Consider the following 21,399-nt stretch of genomic DNA (forward strand, 5'->3'; position numbering starts at 1 on the left):
ATATGCAAGCAGTTTAAGCGATCCCGCTCGATACTGTCCGAGACGAAGACATTCACTCCGCATTTTTATAAATTTCGCTCTGGAGCCCCCCCCATGAAAAAGATCGAAGCCATCATCAAGCCATTCAAATTGGATGAAGTGCGTGAAGCACTGTCCGAACTCGGCGTCAACGGGCTGACCGTCACGGAAGTCAAAGGCTTTGGCCGGCAGAAGGGACACACCGAACTGTATCGCGGCGCGGAATATGCCGTTGACTTTCTCCCTAAAGTCAAAATCGAAGTCGTCCTGCCTGACGACCTGGTCGAACGCGCCCTCGACAGCATCGTCGCCACCGCGCGCACCGGCAAGATCGGCGACGGTAAAATCTTCGTGACCCCAGTGGAGCAAGTTGTGCGCATTCGCACCGGCGAAACCGACGAAAGCGCCATCTAGGGGCAGAATGCGCCAGCCTATTGGCGAATGCAAGAAATATCATTTATTGCTAATAGATAAAAAACAACGCACACCATGGGTGTGCGTTGTTTTTTGACTGATACGGAAAATTATCGCCAGAACTTCCACCAGGGCATGGCGGTTTCTTGCCAGGGCTGCTGCAGGTAGGCACTCTTGGGATAGTTAAGCGCCAGCACGCGCTCCGTGTCGTCGTGCAGCTTTGGCATACCCATCCGGTCGTAACCCTCGGCCATCAGCGCCAAGGCTTCTTCGACGTAACGCGTATTGCCATACTCGCGCACCACGGTCTGCGCGCGATTCACCGCCGCCACGTAAGCGCCGCGCTTCATATAGTAGCGCGCCACGTGCATCTGATAGCCGCCGAGCGCGTCGACCAGCTGATTCATCTTCTTCAGCGCTTCAGGCGCGTATTTGCTATTGGGGAACCGGGTCACCACTTCGTTGAACGCGGCAAAGGCATCGCCGGACGCCTTGGGATCGCGTTCGCTCATGTCTTGGCTGCCCCAGGTGCCGAGCCAGCTATCGTCGGTGTTCAGATAGACGAGGCCCTTGAGGTAGTAGATATAGTCGAGGTTCGGGTGAGACGGGTGCAGCTTGATGAAGCGATCGCACGCCGCCAGGGCCAACTCGCTCTCGTGATCCTTGAAATAGGTGTAGGCGATATCCATCTGCGCCTGTTGCGCGTAGCGGCCGTAGGGAAAACGCGCCTCAAGCGTTTCGTATAATTTCTCAGCACGGGTATAATTACCGGAATCCAGCTCGGAATGGGCCTCCGTGTACAGCTTGTCCACCGTCCAACCACGTGTTTCGTCATAGGTATCGGGCGTCGCGCAAGCCGCCAATCCCAGCACAACCAAACAAGCCATCACGTATCTTTTCATGACCGATCCTTATTTTGATTCCGAGGATTATAGCGACAACTCGGAAAACGAGGTATCCACCTCGCAAGAATTCGATGTTCCCCTGTCCATGGCGGGGGAACGGCTCGATGCCGCCCTGGCGAAACTGCTCACCGACTACTCGCGTAGCCGCCTGTCGCAGTGGATCAAGGACGGCGCCGTGCTGTTGGACGGCAAGCCTGCCACGCCACGCACAAAGCTGCAAGGCGGGGAACGGATTCATGTCGACATCCGCCCGACCGAGGAAGCGCAATCCTTCACGCCCGAGCCGATGGATCTGCCTATCGTCTATGAGGACGATCACATCATCGTCATCAACAAACCCGCAGGCATGGTCGTACACCCCGCGGCCGGCAACTGGTCGGGCACGCTGCTCAATGGCCTGCTCCATCACGACCCCCGGCTCGCGCAAGTACCCCGCGCCGGCATCGTACACCGGCTCGACAAGGAAACCAGCGGCTTGATGGTGGTCGCGCGCACGATTCCCGCGCAAACCGAACTCGTGCGCCAGATGCAAGCCCGCACCGTCACCCGCCTCTACCGCGCCATCGCCGATGGCCAAGTACCGTGCGACGGCAAAATCGACGCCGCCGTCGGCCGCGACCCGCACAATCGGCTGCGCATGGCGGTGGTGAAGTTTGGCGGCAAGCCGGCCGTCACCCATTTGCGCATACTGGAGCGCTACCCGAGCCACACCTATGTCGAGTGCCGGCTCGAAACCGGCCGCACACACCAAATCCGCGTGCACATGCGCGAGGCGCGCCACCCGCTGGCGGGCGACCCGCTGTACGGCAATCCGCGCCACGTCATGCCCGAAGAGGTCGCTCAGACGGTCAAAGCGCTTGGCCGGCAAGCGCTGCATGCCTGCCAACTCACGCTGACCCACCCCGCCACCGGTCAGGAAATGAGCTGGCGCGCACGCCTGCCCGACGATATGCGCGCCGTGCTGGCGGCGCTGCGCGGCGAGCACGCGAGCGCCTTCACCGCCGGCCACGACGCCATGGAGGACGGCGAATGGGACGACGACGACGATCATGACGTGGAGGTGCTCTATGTCCGAGACTGAGGCGCTCACGGCCGACTGGCCAGCGCCGGCGCGCGTGCGCACGCTGATCACCACGCGCCGGGGGGGCGTGAGCCCCGCCCCCTTCGCCAGCCTCAACCTTGGCGACCACGTCGGCGACACGCCGGAAAACGTCGCCGCCAATCGCGCGCTGGTCCGCCAGCGGTTGCCGGCGGAACCGGCCTGGCTCGTGCAGACCCACAGCATACTGACCGTCGCGGCGGAAACGGTACGCGCACCGACGGAAGCCGACGCGAGCTTCACCCGCCAAGCCGACACCGTCTGTGTCGTCATGACCGCCGACTGCCTGCCGGTACTGCTGTGCGACCGGCAAGGCACTGTCGTCGGCGCGGCCCATGCCGGCTGGCGCGGGTTGTGCAACGGCGTGATCGAGACCTTGGCGCAAGCCATGGCGACGCCGGGCGAGCAACTGATGGCCTGGCTCGGCCCGGCCATCGGCCCGGACGCGTTTGAAGTGGGTGCGGAAGTGCGCGCAGCGTTCATGGCAATCGATCCAAGGGCGGCGCAGGCCTTCACCGAGATCGACCGCGACAAGTATCTGGCGGACATCTATTTGCTTGCCCGACAACGGCTGAACCGGCTCGGGGTCGAGGAGATCCACGGCGGCGACCGCTGCACGGTCATCGAACGCGGACAGTTTTTCTCCTACCGCCGCGATGGCCGCACCGGCCGCATGGGCAGCATGATTTGGCTGGCGGATGACAGTGCAATGTAGGTAGAAGGTGCATTCCATCTAGCAAATAAGGTAAAATTGCGCCCTTTAGCCGCATCCGCCGACGACATGTCCACAGAACTCACCCAGCTTGCCGAACAGGTGGCCCGCCGCCGCACTTTCGCCATCATTTCCCACCCCGACGCCGGTAAAACCACGCTGACCGAGAAGCTGCTGCTGTTCTCGGGCGCCATTCAACAAGCGGGCACGGTCAAGGGCAAGAAAACCGGCAAATTCGCCACCTCCGACTGGATGGAGATCGAAAAGCAGCGCGGCATTTCCGTCGCCTCGTCGGTGATGCAGTTCGAATACCGCGACCACACGGTCAATCTGCTCGACACCCCGGGTCACCAGGACTTTTCCGAGGACACCTACCGCGTCCTGACCGCGGTCGACTCGGCGCTGATGGTGATCGACGCCGCCAAGGGCGTGGAGGAACAGACGATCAAGCTGTTGAACGTCTGCCGGCTGCGCAATACGCCGATCGTCACCTTCATGAACAAGTACGACCGCGAGGTGCGCGACTCGCTGGAGCTGCTCGACGAGGTCGAGAGCATCCTCAAGATCCGCTGCGCGCCGGTTACCTGGCCGATCGGCATGGGCAAGACCTTCCGCGGCGTGTATAGCCTGCTGACCGACGAGGTCATTCTGTTCGAGGCCGGCAGCGAAAAGCTGTTGACCGAGGTGGAAGTCATCCAAGGCATCGACAATCCGCGCCTGGCGGAGCTGTTCCCGTTGGAAATGGAACAACTGCGCATGGAAATCGAACTGGTCAAGGGCGCATCGAACGAGTTCGACCTGCAGGCCTTCCTCGATGGGGAACTGACCCCGGTGTTCTTCGGCTCGGCGATCAACAATTTCGGCGTGCGCGAAATCCTCAACGCGCTGATCGACTGGGCGCCGCCGCCAAGCGAGCGCGACGCCACCGTGCGTCACGTGCTACCGGCCGAGGCACCCTTCTCCGGTTTCGTGTTCAAGATCCAAGCCAACATGGACCCCAAGCACCGCGACCGCATCGCTTTCCTGCGCGTCTGTTCGGGCCGCTTCGAGCGTGGCATGAAGATCAAACACCTGCGCCTGAACCGTGACATCGCCGCCTCCAGCGTGGTGACCTTCATGGCGCATGCGCGCGAAACCGTCGAAGAGGCGTTTGCCGGCGACATCATCGGCATTCCCAATCACGGCAACATCCAGATCGGCGACAGCTTCTCCGAAGGCGAAGCGCTCGCCTATACCGGCATTCCGTTTTTCGCGCCGGAGCTGTTCCGTACGGTACGCATCAAGAACCCGCTCAAGCTCAAGCAATTGCACAAAGGCCTACAACAGCTCGGCGAGGAAGGCGCTGTTCAGGTATTCAAGCCGCACAATGGCGGCGATTTGATCCTGGGCGCGGTGGGCGTACTGCAATTCGAAGTGGTCGCCTCCCGGCTGGCGGCGGAATATAGCGTCGACGCGGTATTCGACTCGACCAACATCTGGAGCGCGCGCTGGGTCAGCTGCCCGGACCGCAAGAAATTGGAAGAATTCGAATCGGCACTCGTCAACCAGATGTCGATCGACGCCGGCGGCAACCTGGCGTTCCTCGCCACGAGCCGGGTCAATCTGAATCTGACTCAGGAGCGCTGGCCGGATATCGTCTTCCATGAAACGCGCGAGCACGCGGTCAAGCTGAACGATTGACGACCCTCTAGGCGCAAATCGCCCAGTAGCGATTTGCGCCTAGAGCAAGGGCTCCAAACGTGCGACAATAACCAAAATCAGAACTGTCATACTGCCATGAGCCGAACGCGCATCAAGACTTACGACCGCATCATCCAAGAAAGCCTGACGCTGTTTAACGAGCAAGGCGAGCGCAGCATCACCACCAATCACATCGCGGCGCACCTCGGCATCAGCCCCGGCAACTTGTATTACCATTTCCGCAACAAGGAAGAGATCGTCTATCAGATCTTTTTGCAGTACCGCGATTTCATCAACAGCCGTCTGGCCGCGCCCAACAATCGCGCCATGACGGTGGACGATCTGGTCAATTATCTCGACACCGCCTTCCAGGCGATGTGGCAGTTCCGCTTCATGTTCTACGATTTGCCGGGCCTGCTCGCGCGCAACCCGCAACTGCAGTCCGAGTACCACCAGTTCGTCAACACCGATTTGCAAAACCTGCTCGGACGGCATTTCGAGGAATTCATCCGTCTGGGGCTGCTCAAGATGGAAAAAGAAGACATCGGCCCGATCGGCACCAATATTTGGCTGGTGGTGAAGTTTTGGTTCGCCTTCGAACAGACGTCGCGCCCCAAGGCGCCGATCACCGAACTGTCCGGCTACCGCGGCGTGCGCCAGGTGCTGGCGCTGCTCAAGCCCTACGTGCAACCCGAGTTTTCCGCGGCCTACAAAATGTTGGCCGACCGTTACCCCTGCTGAATCCCGGCGGCGCCCAGACGAGCCGCCAATGCCTCTGCGGCGCGCAGCGAAAAGGCATACACCGACAATTGCGGATTGGCACCGACACTGGTGGGAAACACCGACCCGTCGATGATCGTGAGGTTGGCCAGTTGCCAATGCCGTCCCTGATGATCGACCACCCCAGCGCGCTCATCCGCGCTCATAGCCGCCCCGCCCATCACGTGCGCGCTGACCACGCGCGCAAGCCCGCTCTCCAACGGCAAGGCATTGATAAGCCGCTGCGCTTCGCGCCAGGAGCCTACTCGCCGCGCCGATTCGTGCACGGTCAGCACCGACTCGGCGCCGGCGGCGAACTGCAGTTCAGCCATCGTCAGCCACCCCCGGCGCAGCGCATCCCACACCACATCATTGAGCGGGTAGTCGAGCTGCGGCGCGCCATCGCGGGTCAGCTGCACCACCCCGCCCTGGCTGTCTGGGTGGAAGCCGTCGCGCACCAGCGCCAGCATCACTTGCAACTGCGGCAAATCGCGCATCAAAGCCGCATGGTCGGTGCCGAAGCCGGACAAAGTCGCCGACAGGATCAGCGGATGCACCGGCGGCACTTCCAGCTTATAGCCCAGCGGCCCATCGATGGCCTGGGTATACATGAAATGATCGCTATAGAGCGTCTGCGGCGCGCCGTCGAAGGCATCGACGCGCTGCTTGAAACGCGCGCCCGACAACGCCACGGGATGCAGAAAGGTGCGCCGCCCCAGTACGCCGTGCGGATCGGGCGCCTGGCTGCGCAACAGCAACGCGGGGGTGCCGATGGCGCCGGCGGACAACACCACTTGACGCGCCTGGACCGTCACCGTGCGTCCAGAGGGGCGCAGCCCATCGTCCGCCAAAGCGAGACAATGGAGTGCGGCCACCTGATCGCGCGCGGCATTCAATGCCAGCGATTCGACCCTCAGCCGGGTCAGCAGGTGTGCGCCCTGTCGCAACGCGGCAGGAATGGTGGTTACCAGCATCGATTGCTTGGCGTTGGTGGCGCAGCCCATGCCGCAGTAACCCAAGTTCCAGCAGCCACGCACATTGCGCCGAATCTGGCCATAGGGAATGCCCAGCGCGCGGCAGCCGCGCCCCAGCACCTGATTGTTGGCGTTGGGCTCGACCAGCCAATCGGCCACGCCCAATCGCGCCTCGGCGCGGGTGAACCAGGGCGCCAATTCCGCGTCGGTGAGCGTCTTTAGGCCATGCTGTTCGCGCCACCACGCCAGCGTCGCCTCCGGCGTGCGAAACGACGATGTCCAATTCACCGTGGAGCTGCCGCCGACCGTGCGTCCTTGCAAAATGGTAATGCCGCGATCGGCGGTCTTGCGCGCCGCAGACTCTTGATAGAGCGCGGGATAAGCCTCGCGCTCAAGAAGATGAAAGTCGCGCGAGCTTTTCAGCCCGCCCTCCTCGATCATGATCACCGATAAGCCGCGCGCGGCCAGCACTTCGGCCGCCATGCCGCCACCGGCGCCGCTGCCGACGATCACCACGTCGGCGCGCATGGTCAGATCCTGTGTGAGCCGCGCTGCGTCGGTCACCCGCCACCCCTGTGCAAGTCCTTCTTCCCACGGATCGGGAATACGCGTTAAGGCCGTCATCGCAACATTCCCATAATGCGGGCGGGACGCTGGTAGCCGATGTGCGGCCAACTGACCGGATTGCCATACCAGGCAGCCGCCATCAACGCGTGCAACGCCTGATAGCCGGTGCGCAGCAAGCGCCAGCGACTCAGCTGCCAGCCGCGCAGAAAAGCATCGATCTCGGCGGGGGTGGCGCGGTGCCACGGATTGGCGACGCCGGCGACGTAGCGGCGCCCCCAGCGGCTGGTCAAAAGATCCAGCAATTGGCGCAACTCGCGTTGCAACCCGGTGGGCAACGAGGCAATGGCTTGATCCACCCCCTGCACCACCAGCGCCGGGTCCATCTGCGCGGCGGCCAGCATGACCGGCGCCACCGCGCTGAGCATCAGCGCGTCATGCGCCGACAAGAACACCCGCGGATAAGCTGGCTGTGGAATCAGATCGCCATCGGGCCGTGCCCACCAGCCCGCGCCGGCGAGCAAGAGCCCGCCGGCGAGCCCGGTTTGAATCAGTTGGCGCCGGGTCAGCATCAGCGCACCATCCACTTCAACAACCGGCGCGCCAAACCGCCATAGGGCGGCAGCAACATCCAGCGCGTGTTGAGCCGCGGCTGGCGGTAGACCGGCTTGAGTTTGGAAAACGTCAAAAAGCCCTCGTAGCCATGGTAGTGCCCCATGCCGGAGGGACCGACGCCGCCGAACGGCAGGTCGTCCTGGATCACATGCAGCATGGTTTCGTTGACCACCACCCCGCCCGACACCGTCCGTTTCAGCACCGCCGTTTGCGTGCGCTTGTCGTCGCTGAGCAGATACAGGGCCAGCGGGCGTGGCCGCCGGTTGATATAGTCGATCGCCTGATCCAGATTGTCGTACTCGACCAGCGGCAATACCGGCCCGAAGATTTCCTCCCGCATCAGCGTCGCGTCGTCCGGACACTGCCAAACCAGCGTCAACGGCAGCTTGCGCCGCTCGGCGAGCGACTCGCCGCGCGGGTTGATCGCCCGCACTTCTGCGCCGGCCGCGCGCGCGCCCTCGATCCAGCCAGACAAGCGCTCGTAGTGGCGCGGACTGATGATGGCGGTGTAATCGGCATTGTCGGCCAGGGACGGATAAAGCCGGGTCGCGGCCTCGGCAAGCGCGTCGATCAGCGCTTGCCGGCGGCCGCGCGGCACCAGCACATAATCCGGCGCCACGCAGGTTTGCCCGGCGTTCATGAGCTTGCCGGCGGCAATTACCGTAGCGGCGCGCGCCAGGTCGGCATCCGGCGCCACCAGCGCCGGCGACTTGCCGCCCAACTCCAACGTCACCGGCGTCAAGTTGTCCGCCGCCGCGCGCATGACATCGCGCCCCACCGGCGTCGAGCCGGTGAACAGCAGGTGATCAAACGGCAAACGGCAAAATTGCTGCGCCAATTCGACCGGGCCATTGAACACGCGCACCACGTCACGCCCGAGCGCCTGTTCGAGCAATTCGGCCAGCAACGCGCCGGTACGCGGCGTAAATTCCGACATTTTGATCATCGCGCGGTTGCCGGCGGCGAGCGCAGAGACCAGCGGCCCAAGCGCCAAAAACAGCGGGTAATTCCAAGGCACGACGATGCCGACCACACCCAGCGGCTGCGGCAGGACTTGATTGCTGGCCGGCGCGAACCACACCGACACCGCGCGGCGCTGCGGCCGCATCCAGCGCTTAAGGTGCCGCTGCGCATGACGGATGCCCGCCAACGAGGGAAACAGCTCCGCCAGCCGGGTTTCGACCGGGCTGCGGTGGCCGAAATCGGCGCTAATGGCATCGGCAATGGCGTCTTGCTGCGCAACCAGCATGGCGGCCAGGCGCGCCAGGCGTTGGCGGCGCGCAGCCAAATCGGACCACGGGTCATGGCGGCTGGCCTCGCGCATGGCGGCAAACGCCGCTTCGAGCACAGCGACCTCGGACATGGGGGACGGGCTACCCATCATCTCTCCTTGCTGGGCCCGCTCCAACGAGTGTTTGGAGTCGGAACTCTACACAGAGTACCACCGGCAAAAACATCATGTCATTAGCATGGCCGCCGGGCCGGCAGCGAAAACAATAAAATGACCGTTGGTCGTATTATTTTTACCACGCGCCCCCCTTGACCGGCTAGGCACAATCATGACATTGGGTTATAAAGAGCAGGTAGCCAACATGCATTTACCCAAGGACATTGCATGCCCTATAGCAAGCTGCTGATTCTGGCCGCCTTCGCGGCATCGACGATTTACATCCATTTTCGCGGCCGGGTACGGCTCGGCTTCTGGCGTCAATTGAGCGACCACTCGACCCTCATGGCGCCGATCAACTGCGTGATGTATCTGTTCTCGCGCGTACCCGCCAAGCCCTATCTGTCCGAGGCGCAATTTCCCGAATTAAAAACGCTGACGGCCAACTGGGAGCGCATTCGCGAAGAAGCACTGCGCTTGTACGGCGCTGGCGATATCAAAGCGTCCAGCCGCTATGACGACCTTGGGTTCAACTCTTTTTTCAAAACCGGTTGGAAACGCTTCTATCTGAAGTGGTATGGCGCCGACCATCCATCGGCGCGTGAACGCTGCCCCTACACCACGGCACTGCTGGCGCAATACCCGCAGATCAAAGCCGCCATGTTCACCGCACTCCCCCCCGGCGGACGGCTGGTACAGCACCGCGATCCTTACGCAGGTTCGGTCCGCTACCATTTGGGGCTGATCACACCCAACGACGACCACTGCTATATCGCAGTCGACGGACAACGCTACAGCTGGCGCGACGGTCAGGCGGTGTTGTTTGACGAGACCTATCTGCACTACGCCGAGAACGCCAGCGGGCAAAACCGCATCATTCTGTTTTGCGACGTCGAGCGGCCGATGTGGTTTCCCCCCGCCGCGTGGCTCAATCGCCTGCTGGGGCGCATCCTGCTCGCCGCCGCGCGCTCGCCCAATCAGGAAGGCGACCATACCGGCGGATTGAACCGCGCCTTCCACTACGTGCAGCAGTTGCGCCTGTTCGGCAAGCGCATCAAAGCGCGGAACCGCTTTGCCTACTATTGCCTCAAATGGCTGCTGCTGGCCGGCCCGATCGTGCTGTGGCTGTGCTGGGATGCGCTGTAGCGCGCTGCCTTCCGGTTCGGGGGCGCGACGGCCCCCGCCTCCGCTTAGTGCTTAATCAGCGGTGAGAACCAAACAGCCAGCCGCTTCTCTCTGAAAATCATCCGGCACCGGCGCAGCGTGCGTTCGCGAAGCAACGCACGGCCGCCCAAGGTGGTGTGGCGGGCACGGAGAACCTTCAGGTATTGCACCCCTCTCCCCGCACTCACACAATCTATTCTGTCCAAAGAACAACCACTCCCGCCCCGTCGCCATGTTTCTATTCAATTGCACCCAAAATGCCGCCAACCAGCTCCACCGCCGGCAAAACAGCCAGACCAAAACGTGGATCACCGCCCCACCCGAAGCCTTGACGGCGCGCGCATGGCGCTGGCAGCTGCATGCCGCCACGATCCGTAGAAAGCGGGTTTTTGTGGCCATGGAACACAAAACACACTTTGCCTTGCTGTTATGGGATATCAAAAGGGGCGATGGCGCTGCCGTGTTCAAGCAGATGCTTGAACACATCGGTAACCAAGCAAGGCTCTTGAGCGCGTGGCTGGAAATACTCTCCGTACCCGCGACGGAGACAGCGTTGACACACATGATGGATGCTCACCGTCAATTTGCCTTTGTCGTCGGAGACATCGATCGCAGCGTCCAGAGCCACATAAACGATGTGATTCAGCAAGTGGAGAGTCTTGCCGCCCACTATGGACTGCCTCAAAACATCCAGGCCACCATGGCATGGGAATGGACCGTCAACGACAACCTGTGCAGCCAGCGTGGCGGCGAGTATTTTTATCCAAACGAGGCATGGTACAGCGAATGGCTACAGGCTTTTTCCAGCATTGGCGCACGTCAATTAGCCTCGTTGCCCGGGCAGTATCAAACATTGCATCTCGGCATGCCGGGCCAGTTTCATTACTAGGGGCGTCATGATCAAGCAGATTAGTCGTTCGGAACAACTCTCGCGGCTGATACTGCGCGGCTACAAGTCCGTGGAGGAATGCGACCTCGAACTAGGCCGGCTTAACGTTTTGATCGGCGCAAATGGCGTGGGCAAGTCCAATTTCATTGGTTTTTTCCGCTTGGTCAACCGCATCCTGGACCAACAACTGCAAACGTCCGTTGGCCTAGCTGGCGGCCCCGACGCCATGCTGCACTTCGGCCGCAAAAGAACGGAAGCGCTGCATGCCGAATTGTATTTTGGTCATTACGGTTATCGCTTCACCCTACAACCGACCCAAGACAACCGGATGATGTTTGCGTGTGAGGCGCTATGGTCGATGATGCATGGAGAGGGGCTTCCCGGCACTGGGCATTTTGAGACGCACTATAAAGACCGAGGTAAGCACGGCGACATTTGGCAGTTTGTCGTCCCGGCGATGCGCAGCTGGCGTCTGTTCCACTTCCACGACACCAGTGCCAGCGCCCTGGTCAAGCAAATACACAGCATCAACGACAATGAATATTTGCGTGATGACGCCCGTAATTTAGCCGCCTTTCTTCTGCGGCTAAAGAATCACCATGACGAGCATTATCGGCGCATCATCAAGGCCGTTCGCCTAATTGCGCCGTTCTTCGATGACTTCCATCTGTGCGCCACCGTCGGCAATCAAGAGAAAATTCAGCTTGAATGGACCGAACTGGGCCAGGACCAACCCTTCCCTGCCGGCGCCTTGTCCGATGGAACGCTGCGATTTATCTGTTTGGCCGCGGTGTTGCTGCAGCCCGAGGAATTCATGCCGGCGACTATCCTTATTGACGAACCTGAACTGGGGCTACACCCTTTCGCCATCAATGAGCTTGCCGGATTGATGAAATCCGCCGCCCGGCGGCGCCAACTGATCATCTCAACTCAGTCAGTGGAACTCGGGTATGAATTCGACGCGGCAGACCTCATCGTCGTCGACAAGTGTCATGGCGCATCCACGTTCTTTCGCCCGGATAGCGGGACGATGGGCCGTATCCACCTGCCGGCGTAAGGTCAACCTGAGGTCGTGCGTTGCTTCGCGAACGTACGCCACAAAAACAGCCCGCCGGGCGCGTGCCTGGCGGGCTGTTGCGTAACGGACAGTCGGCTTAGAGGATTTCCAGAATCCCCGCCGCGCCCATGCCGGTGCCGATGCACATGGTCACCATGCCGTAGCCCTGCTTGCCCTGATTGCGCATGCCATGCACCAAGGTGGCGGTACGGATGGCGCCGGTGGCGCCCAGCGGGTGGCCCAGCGCGATCGCGCCGCCGTGCGGGTTGATCACCGTGGTGTCGAGCTCCAGGTCGCGGATCACCGCCAGCGATTGCGCGGCGAAGGCTTCGTTCAGCTCGATCCACTTCAGATCGTTCTGGGCGATGCCCGCTTGACGGCAAGCCAGCGGAATCGCTTCTTTCGGCCCGATGCCCATGATGGCCGGCGGCACGCCCTTGACCGAGAAGGTCACGTAACGCGCCAGCGGCGTCAGGTTGAATTGCTTGAGGATCTTCTCGGAAACCAACACCACCGCCGCGGCGCCGTCGGACGTCTGCGAGCTGTTGCCGGCGGTGACGGAACCCTTGGCGTCGAACACGGTTTTGAGCTTGGCCAAGCCCTCGAGCGAGGTATCGGCGCGCGGACCTTCGTCGGTGTCGAGCAGCTTCTTGCTGATCTGCACTTCACCGGTTGCCAGGTTCGGACGGCGCAGCGTCACCTCGAACGGCGTGATTTCCGACTTGAACGCGCCGGACTGAATGGCGGCCAGCGCGCGGCGATGCGACTCCAGCGCGAAAGCATCCTGATCCTCGCGCGACACCTGCCATTGCTGCGCCACCTTTTCGGCGGTCAAGCCCATGCCGTAGGCGATGGCGTAATTTTCGTCCTTGGCGAAGATTTCCGGGTTCAGCGCAACCTTGTTGCCCATCATCGGCACCATCGACATCGACTCGGCGCCGCCGGCAATCACCACGTCGGCCTCGCCCAAGCGAATACGGTCGGCGGCGATCTGCACGGCGTTGATGCCGGACGAGCAGTAACGGTTGATGGTCACGCCGCCGACGGTATCCGGCAGGCCGGCCAACAGCACGCCGATACGGGCCATGTTCAGACCCTGCTCGGCTTCCGGGAAGGCGCAACCGACCACTGCGTCGGAAATCAGGCTGGTATCGAGCGTCGGCACTTGCGCCAACGCGCTCTTGATCACATGGGCGAGCAGGTCGTCCGGACGCACGTTGCGCAACATGCCGCGCGGCGCTTTGCCCACCGGCGTGCGGGTCACGGCGACGATGTAGGCTTCTTGAACTTGCTTAGTCATGATGCTTTATCTCCTCAATTACGCAGCGGCTTGCCGGTGGTCAGCATGTTGGCAATGCGGTCCTGGGTCTTGCTGTTCTTGAGCAAGGTCATGAAGGCCTTGCGCTCCAGATCCAGAATCCACTGCTCGTCGACCTCGGTGCCGGCATCGACGTCGCCGCCGGTCATCACGTCGGCGATGAGCCCGGAGATGAAGAAGTCGTGCTGGCTGATGAAACGCCCTTCGAGCATGTTCACCAGTTGGCCCTTGATCGATGCTGCGCCGGTGCGGCCCGCAACCGGGAAAGACTTCACCTTGAGCGGCGGACGGTAGCCGGATTCGGCCAGCGCCAGCGCCTGCTGTTTGGCGACGTACAACAGTTCATAGGCGTTGAACACCACCACGTCGGTCGGCCGGAAATAACCGATTTCCTGCGTCTCGATGGCGCTCGTGCCTACCTTCGCCATGGCGACGGCCATGAAATAATCCTTCAACGACGCCAGCACATCGCCACCCTTGGCTTGCTGCGAGGCGCGCAACGCGAATTCCTTGCAGCCACCGCCGCCGGGCAACAGACCCACGCCGACTTCGACCAGGCCGACGTAGGATTCGAGCGCGGCCACCGCACGGTCGACGTGCATGGCGAACTCGCAACCGCCGCCAAAGACGTAGCCTTGGGTTGCGGCCACGGTCGGCACCGGGCTGTAGCGCAAGCGCATCGAGGTATCCTGGAAGCGGCGCACCATGCTCTCGATGCTGTCCCAGTCGCCCATCATGAACGCCGGCATCATCGACTGCAGGTCGGCGCCGACCGAGAACGGCTCTTCGGTTTGCCAGATCACCAGCGCCTTGAAGCGTTCCTCGGCGATATCGAGCGCGGTATTCAACCCTTCGAGCACATCGGGGCCGATGGCGTGCGCCTTGCTCTTGAACGACACCACCAGGACGTCGTCGCCGGTGGTAAAGGCGCGCACGCCATCGTTCTCGAACACGGTATCGCCCAGCGGAGCGGACTTCTCGCCCAGCACGCGCGCCGGCGCCAATTGGCGGCTATAGACGTCTAGCGTGGAGCGGCCAACCAGACGGCCGCCGGCGGCGTCGAACGAGCCCTCGGCGAAATGCACGCCGCTGCGGTCCGCGGCCAGCGCCCAGGCGGGCAACGCCGCCGAGGACAGCGCGCGGCCGGCTTCGACGTCTTCCTTGATCCAGCCGACCACTTGCTGCCAGCCGGCGGACTGCCAGGTCTCGAACGGACCGACGCTCCAGCCGAAGCCCCAGCGGATGGCGAAGTCGACGTCGCGCGCGGAATGGGCGATATCGGCCAGATGCACGGCGATGTAATGGAACACGTCGCGGAAGCACGCCCACAGGAACTGAGCCTGCGGATGTTGGCTCTCGCGCAGCGCCTTGAACTTGGCGGCCGGGTCGGGATTCTTGAGAATGTCCTTGACCGCGTCGTCGCCCTTCTCGCCCGAGCCGACGTATTCGCCGCTCGCCGGGTCGAGCACGAACATCTGCTTGCCTTCCTTCTTATAGATGCCGACCTTGGTCTTGGCACCCAATGCGCCGGCGGCGATCAGCTTCTGCAGCCACTCCGGCGACTTGAACAGACCATGCCACGGATCGTTGGGCAAGGTGTCCTGCATGGTCTTGACCACATGGGCGAAGGTATCGAGTCCCACCACGTCGGCGGTGCGGAAGGTCGCGGACTTCGGCCGGCCCAGACGCGGCCCGGTCAGATCGTCGACCACGTCGAAGCGGATGCCGAATTTCTCGGCATTGGCGATGGTGGCCAGCATCGAGAACACGCCGATGCGGTTGGCGACGAAGTTCGGCGTGTCCTTGGCGCGGATCACGCCCTTGCCGAGCGTGGTCACCAGGAAGCGCTCGAGGTTGTCGAGCATCTCGGCGTTGGAACCGCGGCACGGGATGATTTCCACCAGGTGCATGTAGCGCGGCGGATTGAAGAAATGCACGCCGCAGAAGTGCGGCTTGAGGTTGTCCGGCAGGCTGTCGGCCAGGGTATTGATCGACAGGCCGGAAGTATTGGTCACGAAGATCGTGTTGTCGCCCAGATGCGGCGCCACCTTGCGGTACAGATCGGTTTTCCAGTCCATGCGCTCGGCAATGGCCTCGATCACCAGATCGCAGTCTTTCAGCAGGGACAGATGGTCGTCGTAGTTGGCCGGCGTAATGGCGCCGATGGCATCCTTGCCCGCCAGCGGCGACGGTTTTTGCTTCTTGAGCGCGTCGATCGCCTTCAAGGCGATGGCATTCTTGTCGCCGGTCGTGGCCGGCAGGTCGAACAGCACGGTCGGCACGCGGGCGTTAGCCAGATGAGCGGCGATTTGCGCCCCCATCACGCCGGCGCCGAGCACCGCCACCTTACGCACGATGAACTTGGTTTGAGACATGGCTTCCTCGTTGAATAAATACAGCTGTTTAACAGCGGCATGTCTTCCGCCGCGACTTGCCGGCGAAACCCACCGCTTCTCGGCAGGGCCCCTCAACCCTCCCGTACTGCCGGCGGGCGGCGCCCAACGGCGCCGCCCGCCTCCACCACGCCTCTAACCGTTCAAAGGATTAGAAGCTGTAGTTGTAAGCCAGACCAATCAACTGCAGATGGGTCTTATACGAACCCGTCGTGGTTTCGCCGTTGCCGGTGCAAGAGCCGCCCGTCGCCGTCACGCCGGCCGGGCTGCAGTTGTCGGTGTAGTTCAGATTGGAGTTTTTGAACCACACGTAGCTGTAGGCGAAATCGATCGAGTTGTTCTTGTCGAACTTGTAGTTGGCGCCCAGCGACAGCCAAGTGCGATCGCTATCCGGCAGCGCCGGGTCGCGCAACTGGTCGCTCGGCACCGGGCTTTGCTCGTAGGCAACACCCGTACGCAACAGCAGGCTGTCGCTGTACTTGTAGTTCATGCCCAGCGCGTAAGTCCAGCTATCCTTCCAGTTCTGGTTGATCACCATCGCCCCTTCACCCTGCTGGCTGAAGTTCACGGTGATGTTCTGCATGACCGAGTGCCCCCACCAGGTCGCCGTCCCCATCACGGCCAACTTGTCGTTCAGGTCGTGATAGAAACTGGCGGAGGCGGAATCCGGCGTATCCACGCTGACACTAGCGTTCGAGGTGGCATGCTTGCTATTCAACAGACCAACGATGGTGCTATTGAGCGCGCCGCCGCCAACACCGCTGTAATCCCAGGTGGCGGTACCGTTCAGCGTGGTATTGATCTTGGAGCGATAGGCCAAACCAAAGCGGGTATGGTCATCCAGCTTGTACAGCCAGCCAACGTTGAAGCCGTAACCCCAGCCATCGGCATTCAACCCAACCTGTCCATCGCCCAACGTCGGCGCAACCCCCATCAACGCCGCACCAGTAGCGCCACCGAGGGCGAAGCCGGCCAGAAACACACCGGTCTGCGTATCCACGGCCTTTTGTAAATTGGCCTTCATATACTGCGCCGATACGCCGAAGCCGAAGCTGTTGTGATCGTCCAGCTTGAACGAAATCGATGGGTTGAAGTTGACCGTCTGCAACCCGATGCTTTCCAGCGCGTAGCGATTGATCGAGTTGTAGCCGTAGTTCAGCTTGGCGCCGAACGGCACGAAGATACCCAACCCGGCAGTGAATTTATCGTCGATTTTGTGCGACAGGTACATCGTCGGCGCAATCACCGAACTTGGCGCGAAGCCGCTATTGGTCGTGCTGCCGCTGAGGCCAATACGTGTCGTTGTGTTCAGATAGCGGTGCGAACCGTTATCGGTGTAGGTCGAGTCCGGAATAACATCGGTCACGCCGAACTGGATCTGCGTGCCGTCCAATTCGGACAAGCCGGCCGGGTTGTAATAGATAGTGGAAGGGTCTGCGGCTTCGGCGGCGTTGGCATGCGCGGTACCTTGGGCGGACACGCTCTGCGAACCGAAGTTATAGCCAGATGCCAGCGCTTGGCCCGACAGCGCCGCGGCGCCCATGGCCATGACCGACAAGCTGAGGAGCTTGAGTCTCATGTTATCCCTCTCGATGCATATAATATTTGGTTTGTCGTATTTTATGCGAAACGCAAAGCGTTTCAGCAGGGATAGTACCAGAGAATTAGAGTATGTCCACTAAAAAACCGAGCACTTGTTCCAAACGCGTGTTTCATATTACAGCTTTGCAACACCACCACGTCAAACGAATCAAACAACTGAAAATCAAGCAATTTGCCGAGACTTCCCCTGATCATCGACCGCTACATAGGTCATAATCACTTCTGCTGCCAAGACGGTATTGCCGTCTGACCTTTCGACCAGGGCCGATACTTTGAGCACCAATGAGCTCTGCCCCTTACGTAGACATTCGGCATAAAGTGTCACGGTATCATTCAAATATACCGGCACCTGCAACTGAAACGTGTTGATGGACACCGCCGCCACCGCCCCCTGGGTCAGATGCTCGCCCACCAGCATCGCCGCCTGGTCGATCAGCCCAAAAAGCCAGCCGGCGCGCACCCTGCCATAGCTATCCAAACTATCCTGCAGCGCCTGGACGCGCAGCACAGGCGACCCCGATGGAACTTGCGTCATGACCACTCCGGGAGAAATGCCCGAGCCACTGCGGCGGCCCGGGCAAGGCAAATGTTGCATTGCACTAAAAAATCAGCCGTTCCAGCAAACCTTCGTCGTGCCTATCAAGTTTCATGTCAAAGTCATCAACCATGATCACGTCGCGCTTGAGCTTGCGCGCACGGGTCAGCGCGTCGAACTCGGCCTGGGTGATCAACCCCTGCTGTAAGGCTTCCCCCAGACGCTCGCGTGCGGTCAAGGTCTTGAATTTGCCTTCGCGCGCCAACTTGCGCAGCTTGTGCTCCAACGGTTCGGTATCGAGGATCGCCTGCAGGGCGATCGGCATCACGCCAACCGGATCGCGCTCATCCTGGGCAACGAAGATACCCTGCGTCAGCCGCGAACGCGCCCCGCCCGGCGTCATCACCGCGCGCGCCACTTGCGTGCCCAATTTGTCCGACGGCGGGGTAAGCGTCAGCCCCCACGGGAAAATCAAGCGGCGCAGCACCCAGGCCAGACCGCGGCTTGGCAGATTGTTCAAGAAGCCGTGCATCGCCTGCTGCACGTCGTACAACGCCGACTCCACCGCCCAGCACACCAACGGCAGGTCTTCCTTCTGCGCGCCATCGCGCTCGAAACGCTTGAGCGCCGCGGTAGCGATATAGAGCCCGGACAGCATGTCGCCCAAACGGGCCGACAGCTTCTCGCGGAACTTGAGCGTGCCGCCAAGGCTGAACATCGCCATGTCCGACAATAGCGCGAAAGCGCTGGAGAAACGGGTCACCTGCTTATAATAGCGGCCGGTTGCCCCGCCTTTCGGGCTTCGGACCAGCGCGGCGCCGGTCAAGCCCATCCACAACGCGCGCACCTTGTTGCTGCCGACGAAGCCGATATGGCTGGTGAAGGCGTCGTCGAACTCGGCCAGGTTGTTGTCCATCGCCGCGCGCATTTCGCGCAGCACATACGGATGGCAACGGATGGCGCCCTGACCGTAGATGATCATCGAGCGGGTCAGAATATTGGCGCCCTCGACCGTGATGGCGATCGGAATCGCCTGATAGGCGCGGCCGAGGTAATTGCGCGGCCCGAGCACCACCGTCTTGCCGCCGTGGATGTCCATGGCGTCATTGACCACTTTGCGCATGCGCTCGGTATTGTGATACTTGAGCACCGCGGACAGCACCGACGGTTTTTCGCCCAAGTCCAGCCCGGTCAACGCCAGATCCTGCGACGCCTCCATTTGATAAGTATGGCCCGCGACACGAGCCAGCGCCTCGTCGACGCCCTCGAATTTGCCGACCGGCAGGCCGAATTGGTCGCGGATGCGCGCGAAGGCGCCGGTGACGAAGCTCGCCAGCTTCCCAGAAGCCACCGACATGGCCGGCAGCGAGATGCAGCGCCCCACCGACAGACACTCGACCAGCATTCGCCAGCCCTGGCCGACATACTCTTGACCGCCGATCACCCAATCCATCGGAATGAAAACGTCCTTGCCCCAGGTCGGCCCGTTCATGAACACGGCGCCGCCGGGGAAATGGCGCCGGCCGATATGCACGCCCTCATACGCGGTTGGCACCAGCGCGCAGGTAATGCCGATATCCGGCTGATCGCCCAACAGGTGATCCGGATCGAACAACTTGAAAGCCAGGCCGAGCACAGTGGCCACCGGCGCGAGCGTAATCCAGCGCTTTTCCCAGGTCACGCGGATACCGAGCACATTGTCGTGGCGCGCGCCGCTATGCGGATCGGTATAAGACCCGCGGCACACCACGCCGTAGTCTGGAATGCTGCCCGCGTCGGAACCGGCATACGGGCTCGTGAGCGCGAAGCAAGGGATGTCCTCGCCGCGCGCCAGCCGCGGCAGATAGAAGTCTTTCTGCGCTTCAGTGCCATAGTGCTGCAGCAACTCGCCCGGGCCGAGCGAATTGGGCACCATCACCGACACGGCGGCCGAGCCGCTGCGCGTGGCGAGCTTGGTCACCACCTTGGCGTGACCGTAGTTGGAGAATTCCAGGCCGCCGTACTTCTTCTGGATGATCATCCCCAGGAAGCCGTTGCGCTTGATGAAGTCCCAAACCTGTTCGGGCAGGTCCTTTTCCTCGTGGGTGATCGCCCAATCGTCGATCATGCCGCACAACGTCTCCGTCGGACCATCGATGAACGCCTGCTCTTCGGGCGACAGCTTCGGCGCAGGGAAAGACGCCAGCCGGTCCCAATCGGGCTTGCCGGAAAATAGATCACGGTCCCACCACACGGTGCCGGCATTGATCGCTTCCTGTTCGGTTTGCGACATGGCCGGGGTGATTTTTTTGAAAATGGCGAACACCGGGCCAGTCAGCACCAAGCGGCGCAACGGCACGACGTTCAGCACAACGGCGACGGCGATGAACACGCCCCACACCCAAGACGCCGCCATGACACCCGGCGCCATAAACGGCAATCCGGCCAGCCAGACAGCCACCCCAGCGCTCCAGCCGAGCACCGGAGCGCGGAAGTACGCCAGCGCGCCCAAAAGCACGATCAGGACGACAATAGATAACAACATAGCCTTCTCCTCGTGTTGACCCTTGTTCCGGCTTGTCGCGGCGCCATGCCATCGATCTGCCGGATTTTATTGTCGGCCGGGCATTCGCCCGGTCCGTCCGTGCGTTGCTACATAAACGCACGCTACCGCTATTCAACCGCGCGCCGGCGCCACCAGGGCGCTGACCACGTACGGTAGCAGGTGCTTGACGATCATGTCCGGATCGCGCGCGCTGACCACCTGGCTGCGCGTGAAAATTTTCAGCACGTCATTGCCGGCGAAGGCATTGAACATGACGCTGAAGGAAAAATGCATGCGCCACGCCCGCTCGTCGGCGGAAAGACCGGGCAGCACGCGCTCGAACGCCGCGTTGTAACGGTCGACGAACACGCTGTATTGCTGCGACAGCGTGTCGCGCAGCACCCGGTGGTTCTCCACCAAGGTGCGCGACATCAAACGCACGAACATCGCCCCGCCGCGTGACGGATCTTTCGACAACATCAGACAAGGGCGGATAAAGCTCATGACCAACCCCTCCACCGTCGGCGTCGACGACTTTTCCAGCACGTCGAGCTCCGTCAGACACGCGGTGATCAGCGGAGCCAGCCGCCGCAGGAACACCGCCTCGAACAAGGCATCCTTGGAACCGAAGTGGTAATTGACGGCGGCGAGGTTGACGCCGGCTTGCTGCGTAATCATGCGCAGCGAGGTACCTTCGAAACCATGCTCGACAAACAGGCGCTCGGAAACATCGAGTATCCGGCTGGTCGTATCGGGCTTGGTGCTGTCCATGCTGTCTCCTGGTTTGTTC

General features: G+C 61.7%; 18 protein-coding genes. 8 read left to right on the forward strand and 10 right to left on the reverse strand.

What is annotated here, in order from left to right; genetic code table 11:
* Positions 1-93 precede the first annotated feature (93 nt).
* Positions 94-432 carry a P-II family nitrogen regulator gene (locus JOZ06_RS03415; RefSeq protein ID WP_293228641.1) on the forward strand — a complete coding sequence of 113 codons (339 nt, stop codon included), beginning with the start codon at positions 94-96 and terminating at the stop codon, positions 430-432.
* A 110-nt stretch (positions 433-542) separates the two neighbouring features.
* Here the strand turns inward: JOZ06_RS03415 and JOZ06_RS03420 are convergent, their stop codons facing one another.
* Positions 543-1,334 carry an outer membrane protein assembly factor BamD gene (locus tag JOZ06_RS03420; RefSeq protein ID WP_293228644.1) on the reverse strand — a complete coding sequence of 264 codons (792 nt, stop codon included), beginning with the start codon at positions 1,332-1,334 and terminating at the stop codon, positions 543-545.
* On the opposite strand from JOZ06_RS03420, the gene rluD reads away from it, so the two are divergent.
* From rluD to JOZ06_RS03440, 4 genes are all read left to right on the forward strand, one after another.
* Positions 1,333-2,418 (forward strand): 23S rRNA pseudouridine(1911/1915/1917) synthase RluD, encoded by a 1,086-nt coding sequence (gene rluD, locus JOZ06_RS03425; RefSeq protein WP_293228647.1) that lies wholly within the window; start codon positions 1,333-1,335, stop codon positions 2,416-2,418. The genes JOZ06_RS03420 and rluD overlap by 2 nt on opposite strands.
* Complete coding sequence (pgeF, locus tag JOZ06_RS03430; protein WP_293228650.1) at positions 2,405-3,151, forward strand: peptidoglycan editing factor PgeF; 747 nt, start codon at positions 2,405-2,407, stop codon at positions 3,149-3,151. The genes rluD and pgeF overlap by 14 nt, the downstream gene beginning before the upstream one ends.
* A 66-nt stretch (positions 3,152-3,217) precedes the next feature.
* The gene (locus tag JOZ06_RS03435; protein ID WP_293228653.1) at positions 3,218-4,828 is read left to right on the forward strand and encodes a peptide chain release factor 3; all 1,611 of its coding nucleotides are present in this window, start codon (positions 3,218-3,220) and stop codon (positions 4,826-4,828) included.
* 96 nt (positions 4,829-4,924) lie between these two features.
* On the forward strand, positions 4,925-5,569 hold the full coding sequence (locus JOZ06_RS03440; RefSeq protein ID WP_293228656.1) for a TetR/AcrR family transcriptional regulator: 645 nt from the start codon (positions 4,925-4,927) through the stop codon (positions 5,567-5,569).
* Here JOZ06_RS03440 and JOZ06_RS03445 read toward each other — a convergent pair.
* Genes JOZ06_RS03445 through JOZ06_RS03455 form a run of 3 tightly spaced genes read right to left on the reverse strand, consistent with a single transcriptional unit; the run spans position 5,557 to position 9,103 of the window.
* Positions 5,557-7,185 carry a GMC family oxidoreductase gene (locus tag JOZ06_RS03445; RefSeq protein WP_293228658.1) on the reverse strand — a complete coding sequence of 543 codons (1,629 nt, stop codon included), beginning with the start codon at positions 7,183-7,185 and terminating at the stop codon, positions 5,557-5,559. The genes JOZ06_RS03440 and JOZ06_RS03445 overlap by 13 nt on opposite strands.
* Positions 7,182-7,697 (reverse strand): hypothetical protein, encoded by a 516-nt coding sequence (locus tag JOZ06_RS03450; protein ID WP_293228660.1) that lies wholly within the window; start codon positions 7,695-7,697, stop codon positions 7,182-7,184. The genes JOZ06_RS03445 and JOZ06_RS03450 overlap by 4 nt, the downstream gene beginning before the upstream one ends.
* On the reverse strand, positions 7,697-9,103 hold the full coding sequence (locus tag JOZ06_RS03455; protein WP_293228662.1) for a coniferyl aldehyde dehydrogenase: 1,407 nt from the start codon (positions 9,101-9,103) through the stop codon (positions 7,697-7,699). The genes JOZ06_RS03450 and JOZ06_RS03455 overlap by 1 nt, the downstream gene beginning before the upstream one ends.
* Before the next feature lie 252 nt (positions 9,104-9,355).
* Between JOZ06_RS03455 and JOZ06_RS03460 the strand changes: the two genes are divergently transcribed.
* The 3 genes from JOZ06_RS03460 to JOZ06_RS03470 all read left to right on the forward strand — a co-directional run bounded on the left by JOZ06_RS03460 (position 9,356) and on the right by JOZ06_RS03470 (position 12,237).
* Entirely contained in the window at positions 9,356-10,273 is a 918-nt protein-coding gene (locus tag JOZ06_RS03460) for an aspartyl/asparaginyl beta-hydroxylase domain-containing protein (RefSeq protein ID WP_293228664.1), read from the forward strand.
* Between the two features lie 250 nt (positions 10,274-10,523).
* Positions 10,524-11,180 (forward strand): hypothetical protein, encoded by a 657-nt coding sequence (locus tag JOZ06_RS03465; RefSeq protein WP_293228666.1) that lies wholly within the window; start codon positions 10,524-10,526, stop codon positions 11,178-11,180.
* A gap of 7 nt (positions 11,181-11,187) precedes the next feature.
* Positions 11,188-12,237: an AAA family ATPase gene (locus JOZ06_RS03470; RefSeq protein WP_293228669.1), complete on the forward strand. Its 1,050-nt coding sequence runs from the start codon at positions 11,188-11,190 to the stop codon at positions 12,235-12,237.
* A gap of 97 nt (positions 12,238-12,334) precedes the next feature.
* Here JOZ06_RS03470 and JOZ06_RS03475 read toward each other — a convergent pair whose 3' ends face one another.
* The 6 genes from JOZ06_RS03475 to JOZ06_RS03500 form a co-directional block, all read right to left on the reverse strand.
* Positions 12,335-13,537 carry an acetyl-CoA C-acyltransferase gene (locus JOZ06_RS03475; protein ID WP_293228672.1) on the reverse strand — a complete coding sequence of 401 codons (1,203 nt, stop codon included), beginning with the start codon at positions 13,535-13,537 and terminating at the stop codon, positions 12,335-12,337.
* Between the two features lie 14 nt (positions 13,538-13,551).
* Positions 13,552-15,930, reverse strand: coding sequence for a 3-hydroxyacyl-CoA dehydrogenase/enoyl-CoA hydratase family protein (locus JOZ06_RS03480; protein ID WP_293228674.1), 2,379 nt, complete (start codon positions 15,928-15,930; stop codon positions 13,552-13,554).
* Between the two features lie 169 nt (positions 15,931-16,099).
* Complete coding sequence (locus JOZ06_RS03485; RefSeq protein ID WP_293228676.1) at positions 16,100-17,527, reverse strand: OmpP1/FadL family transporter; 1,428 nt, start codon at positions 17,525-17,527, stop codon at positions 16,100-16,102.
* A gap of 186 nt (positions 17,528-17,713) precedes the next feature.
* Positions 17,714-18,085 carry a hotdog domain-containing protein gene (locus tag JOZ06_RS03490; RefSeq protein WP_293228678.1) on the reverse strand — a complete coding sequence of 124 codons (372 nt, stop codon included), beginning with the start codon at positions 18,083-18,085 and terminating at the stop codon, positions 17,714-17,716.
* Positions 18,086-18,149: 64 nt separating this feature from the next.
* Positions 18,150-20,609 carry an acyl-CoA dehydrogenase gene (locus tag JOZ06_RS03495; protein WP_293228681.1) on the reverse strand — a complete coding sequence of 820 codons (2,460 nt, stop codon included), beginning with the start codon at positions 20,607-20,609 and terminating at the stop codon, positions 18,150-18,152.
* 132 nt (positions 20,610-20,741) lie between these two features.
* Complete coding sequence (locus tag JOZ06_RS03500; RefSeq protein WP_293228684.1) at positions 20,742-21,380, reverse strand: TetR/AcrR family transcriptional regulator; 639 nt, start codon at positions 21,378-21,380, stop codon at positions 20,742-20,744.
* Positions 21,381-21,399: the final 19 nt, after the last annotated feature.

Origin of the sequence: Paludibacterium sp. (assembly GCF_019232825.1) — a bacterium.
Taxonomy (GTDB): domain Bacteria; phylum Pseudomonadota; class Gammaproteobacteria; order Burkholderiales; family Chromobacteriaceae; genus Paludibacterium.

Coding starts and splice junctions, on each gene's coding strand:
- JOZ06_RS03415 (WP_293228641.1), top strand. CDS start 94: ATGAAAAAGATCGAAGCCATCATCAAGCCATTCAAATTGGATGAAGTG.
- rluD (WP_293228647.1), top strand. CDS start 1,333: ATGACCGATCCTTATTTTGATTCCGAGGATTATAGCGACAACTCGGAA.
- JOZ06_RS03420 (WP_293228644.1), bottom strand. CDS start 1,334: ATGAAAAGATACGTGATGGCTTGTTTGGTTGTGCTGGGATTGGCGGCT.
- pgeF (WP_293228650.1), top strand. CDS start 2,405: ATGTCCGAGACTGAGGCGCTCACGGCCGACTGGCCAGCGCCGGCGCGC.
- JOZ06_RS03435 (WP_293228653.1), top strand. CDS start 3,218: ATGTCCACAGAACTCACCCAGCTTGCCGAACAGGTGGCCCGCCGCCGC.
- JOZ06_RS03440 (WP_293228656.1), top strand. CDS start 4,925: ATGAGCCGAACGCGCATCAAGACTTACGACCGCATCATCCAAGAAAGC.
- JOZ06_RS03445 (WP_293228658.1), bottom strand. CDS start 7,185: ATGACGGCCTTAACGCGTATTCCCGATCCGTGGGAAGAAGGACTTGCA.
- JOZ06_RS03450 (WP_293228660.1), bottom strand. CDS start 7,697: ATGCTGACCCGGCGCCAACTGATTCAAACCGGGCTCGCCGGCGGGCTC.
- JOZ06_RS03455 (WP_293228662.1), bottom strand. CDS start 9,103: ATGTCCGAGGTCGCTGTGCTCGAAGCGGCGTTTGCCGCCATGCGCGAG.
- JOZ06_RS03460 (WP_293228664.1), top strand. CDS start 9,356: ATGCCCTATAGCAAGCTGCTGATTCTGGCCGCCTTCGCGGCATCGACG.
- JOZ06_RS03465 (WP_293228666.1), top strand. CDS start 10,524: ATGTTTCTATTCAATTGCACCCAAAATGCCGCCAACCAGCTCCACCGC.
- JOZ06_RS03470 (WP_293228669.1), top strand. CDS start 11,188: ATGATCAAGCAGATTAGTCGTTCGGAACAACTCTCGCGGCTGATACTG.
- JOZ06_RS03475 (WP_293228672.1), bottom strand. CDS start 13,537: ATGACTAAGCAAGTTCAAGAAGCCTACATCGTCGCCGTGACCCGCACG.
- JOZ06_RS03480 (WP_293228674.1), bottom strand. CDS start 15,930: ATGTCTCAAACCAAGTTCATCGTGCGTAAGGTGGCGGTGCTCGGCGCC.
- JOZ06_RS03485 (WP_293228676.1), bottom strand. CDS start 17,527: ATGAGACTCAAGCTCCTCAGCTTGTCGGTCATGGCCATGGGCGCCGCG.
- JOZ06_RS03490 (WP_293228678.1), bottom strand. CDS start 18,085: ATGACGCAAGTTCCATCGGGGTCGCCTGTGCTGCGCGTCCAGGCGCTG.
- JOZ06_RS03495 (WP_293228681.1), bottom strand. CDS start 20,609: ATGTTGTTATCTATTGTCGTCCTGATCGTGCTTTTGGGCGCGCTGGCG.
- JOZ06_RS03500 (WP_293228684.1), bottom strand. CDS start 21,380: ATGGACAGCACCAAGCCCGATACGACCAGCCGGATACTCGATGTTTCC.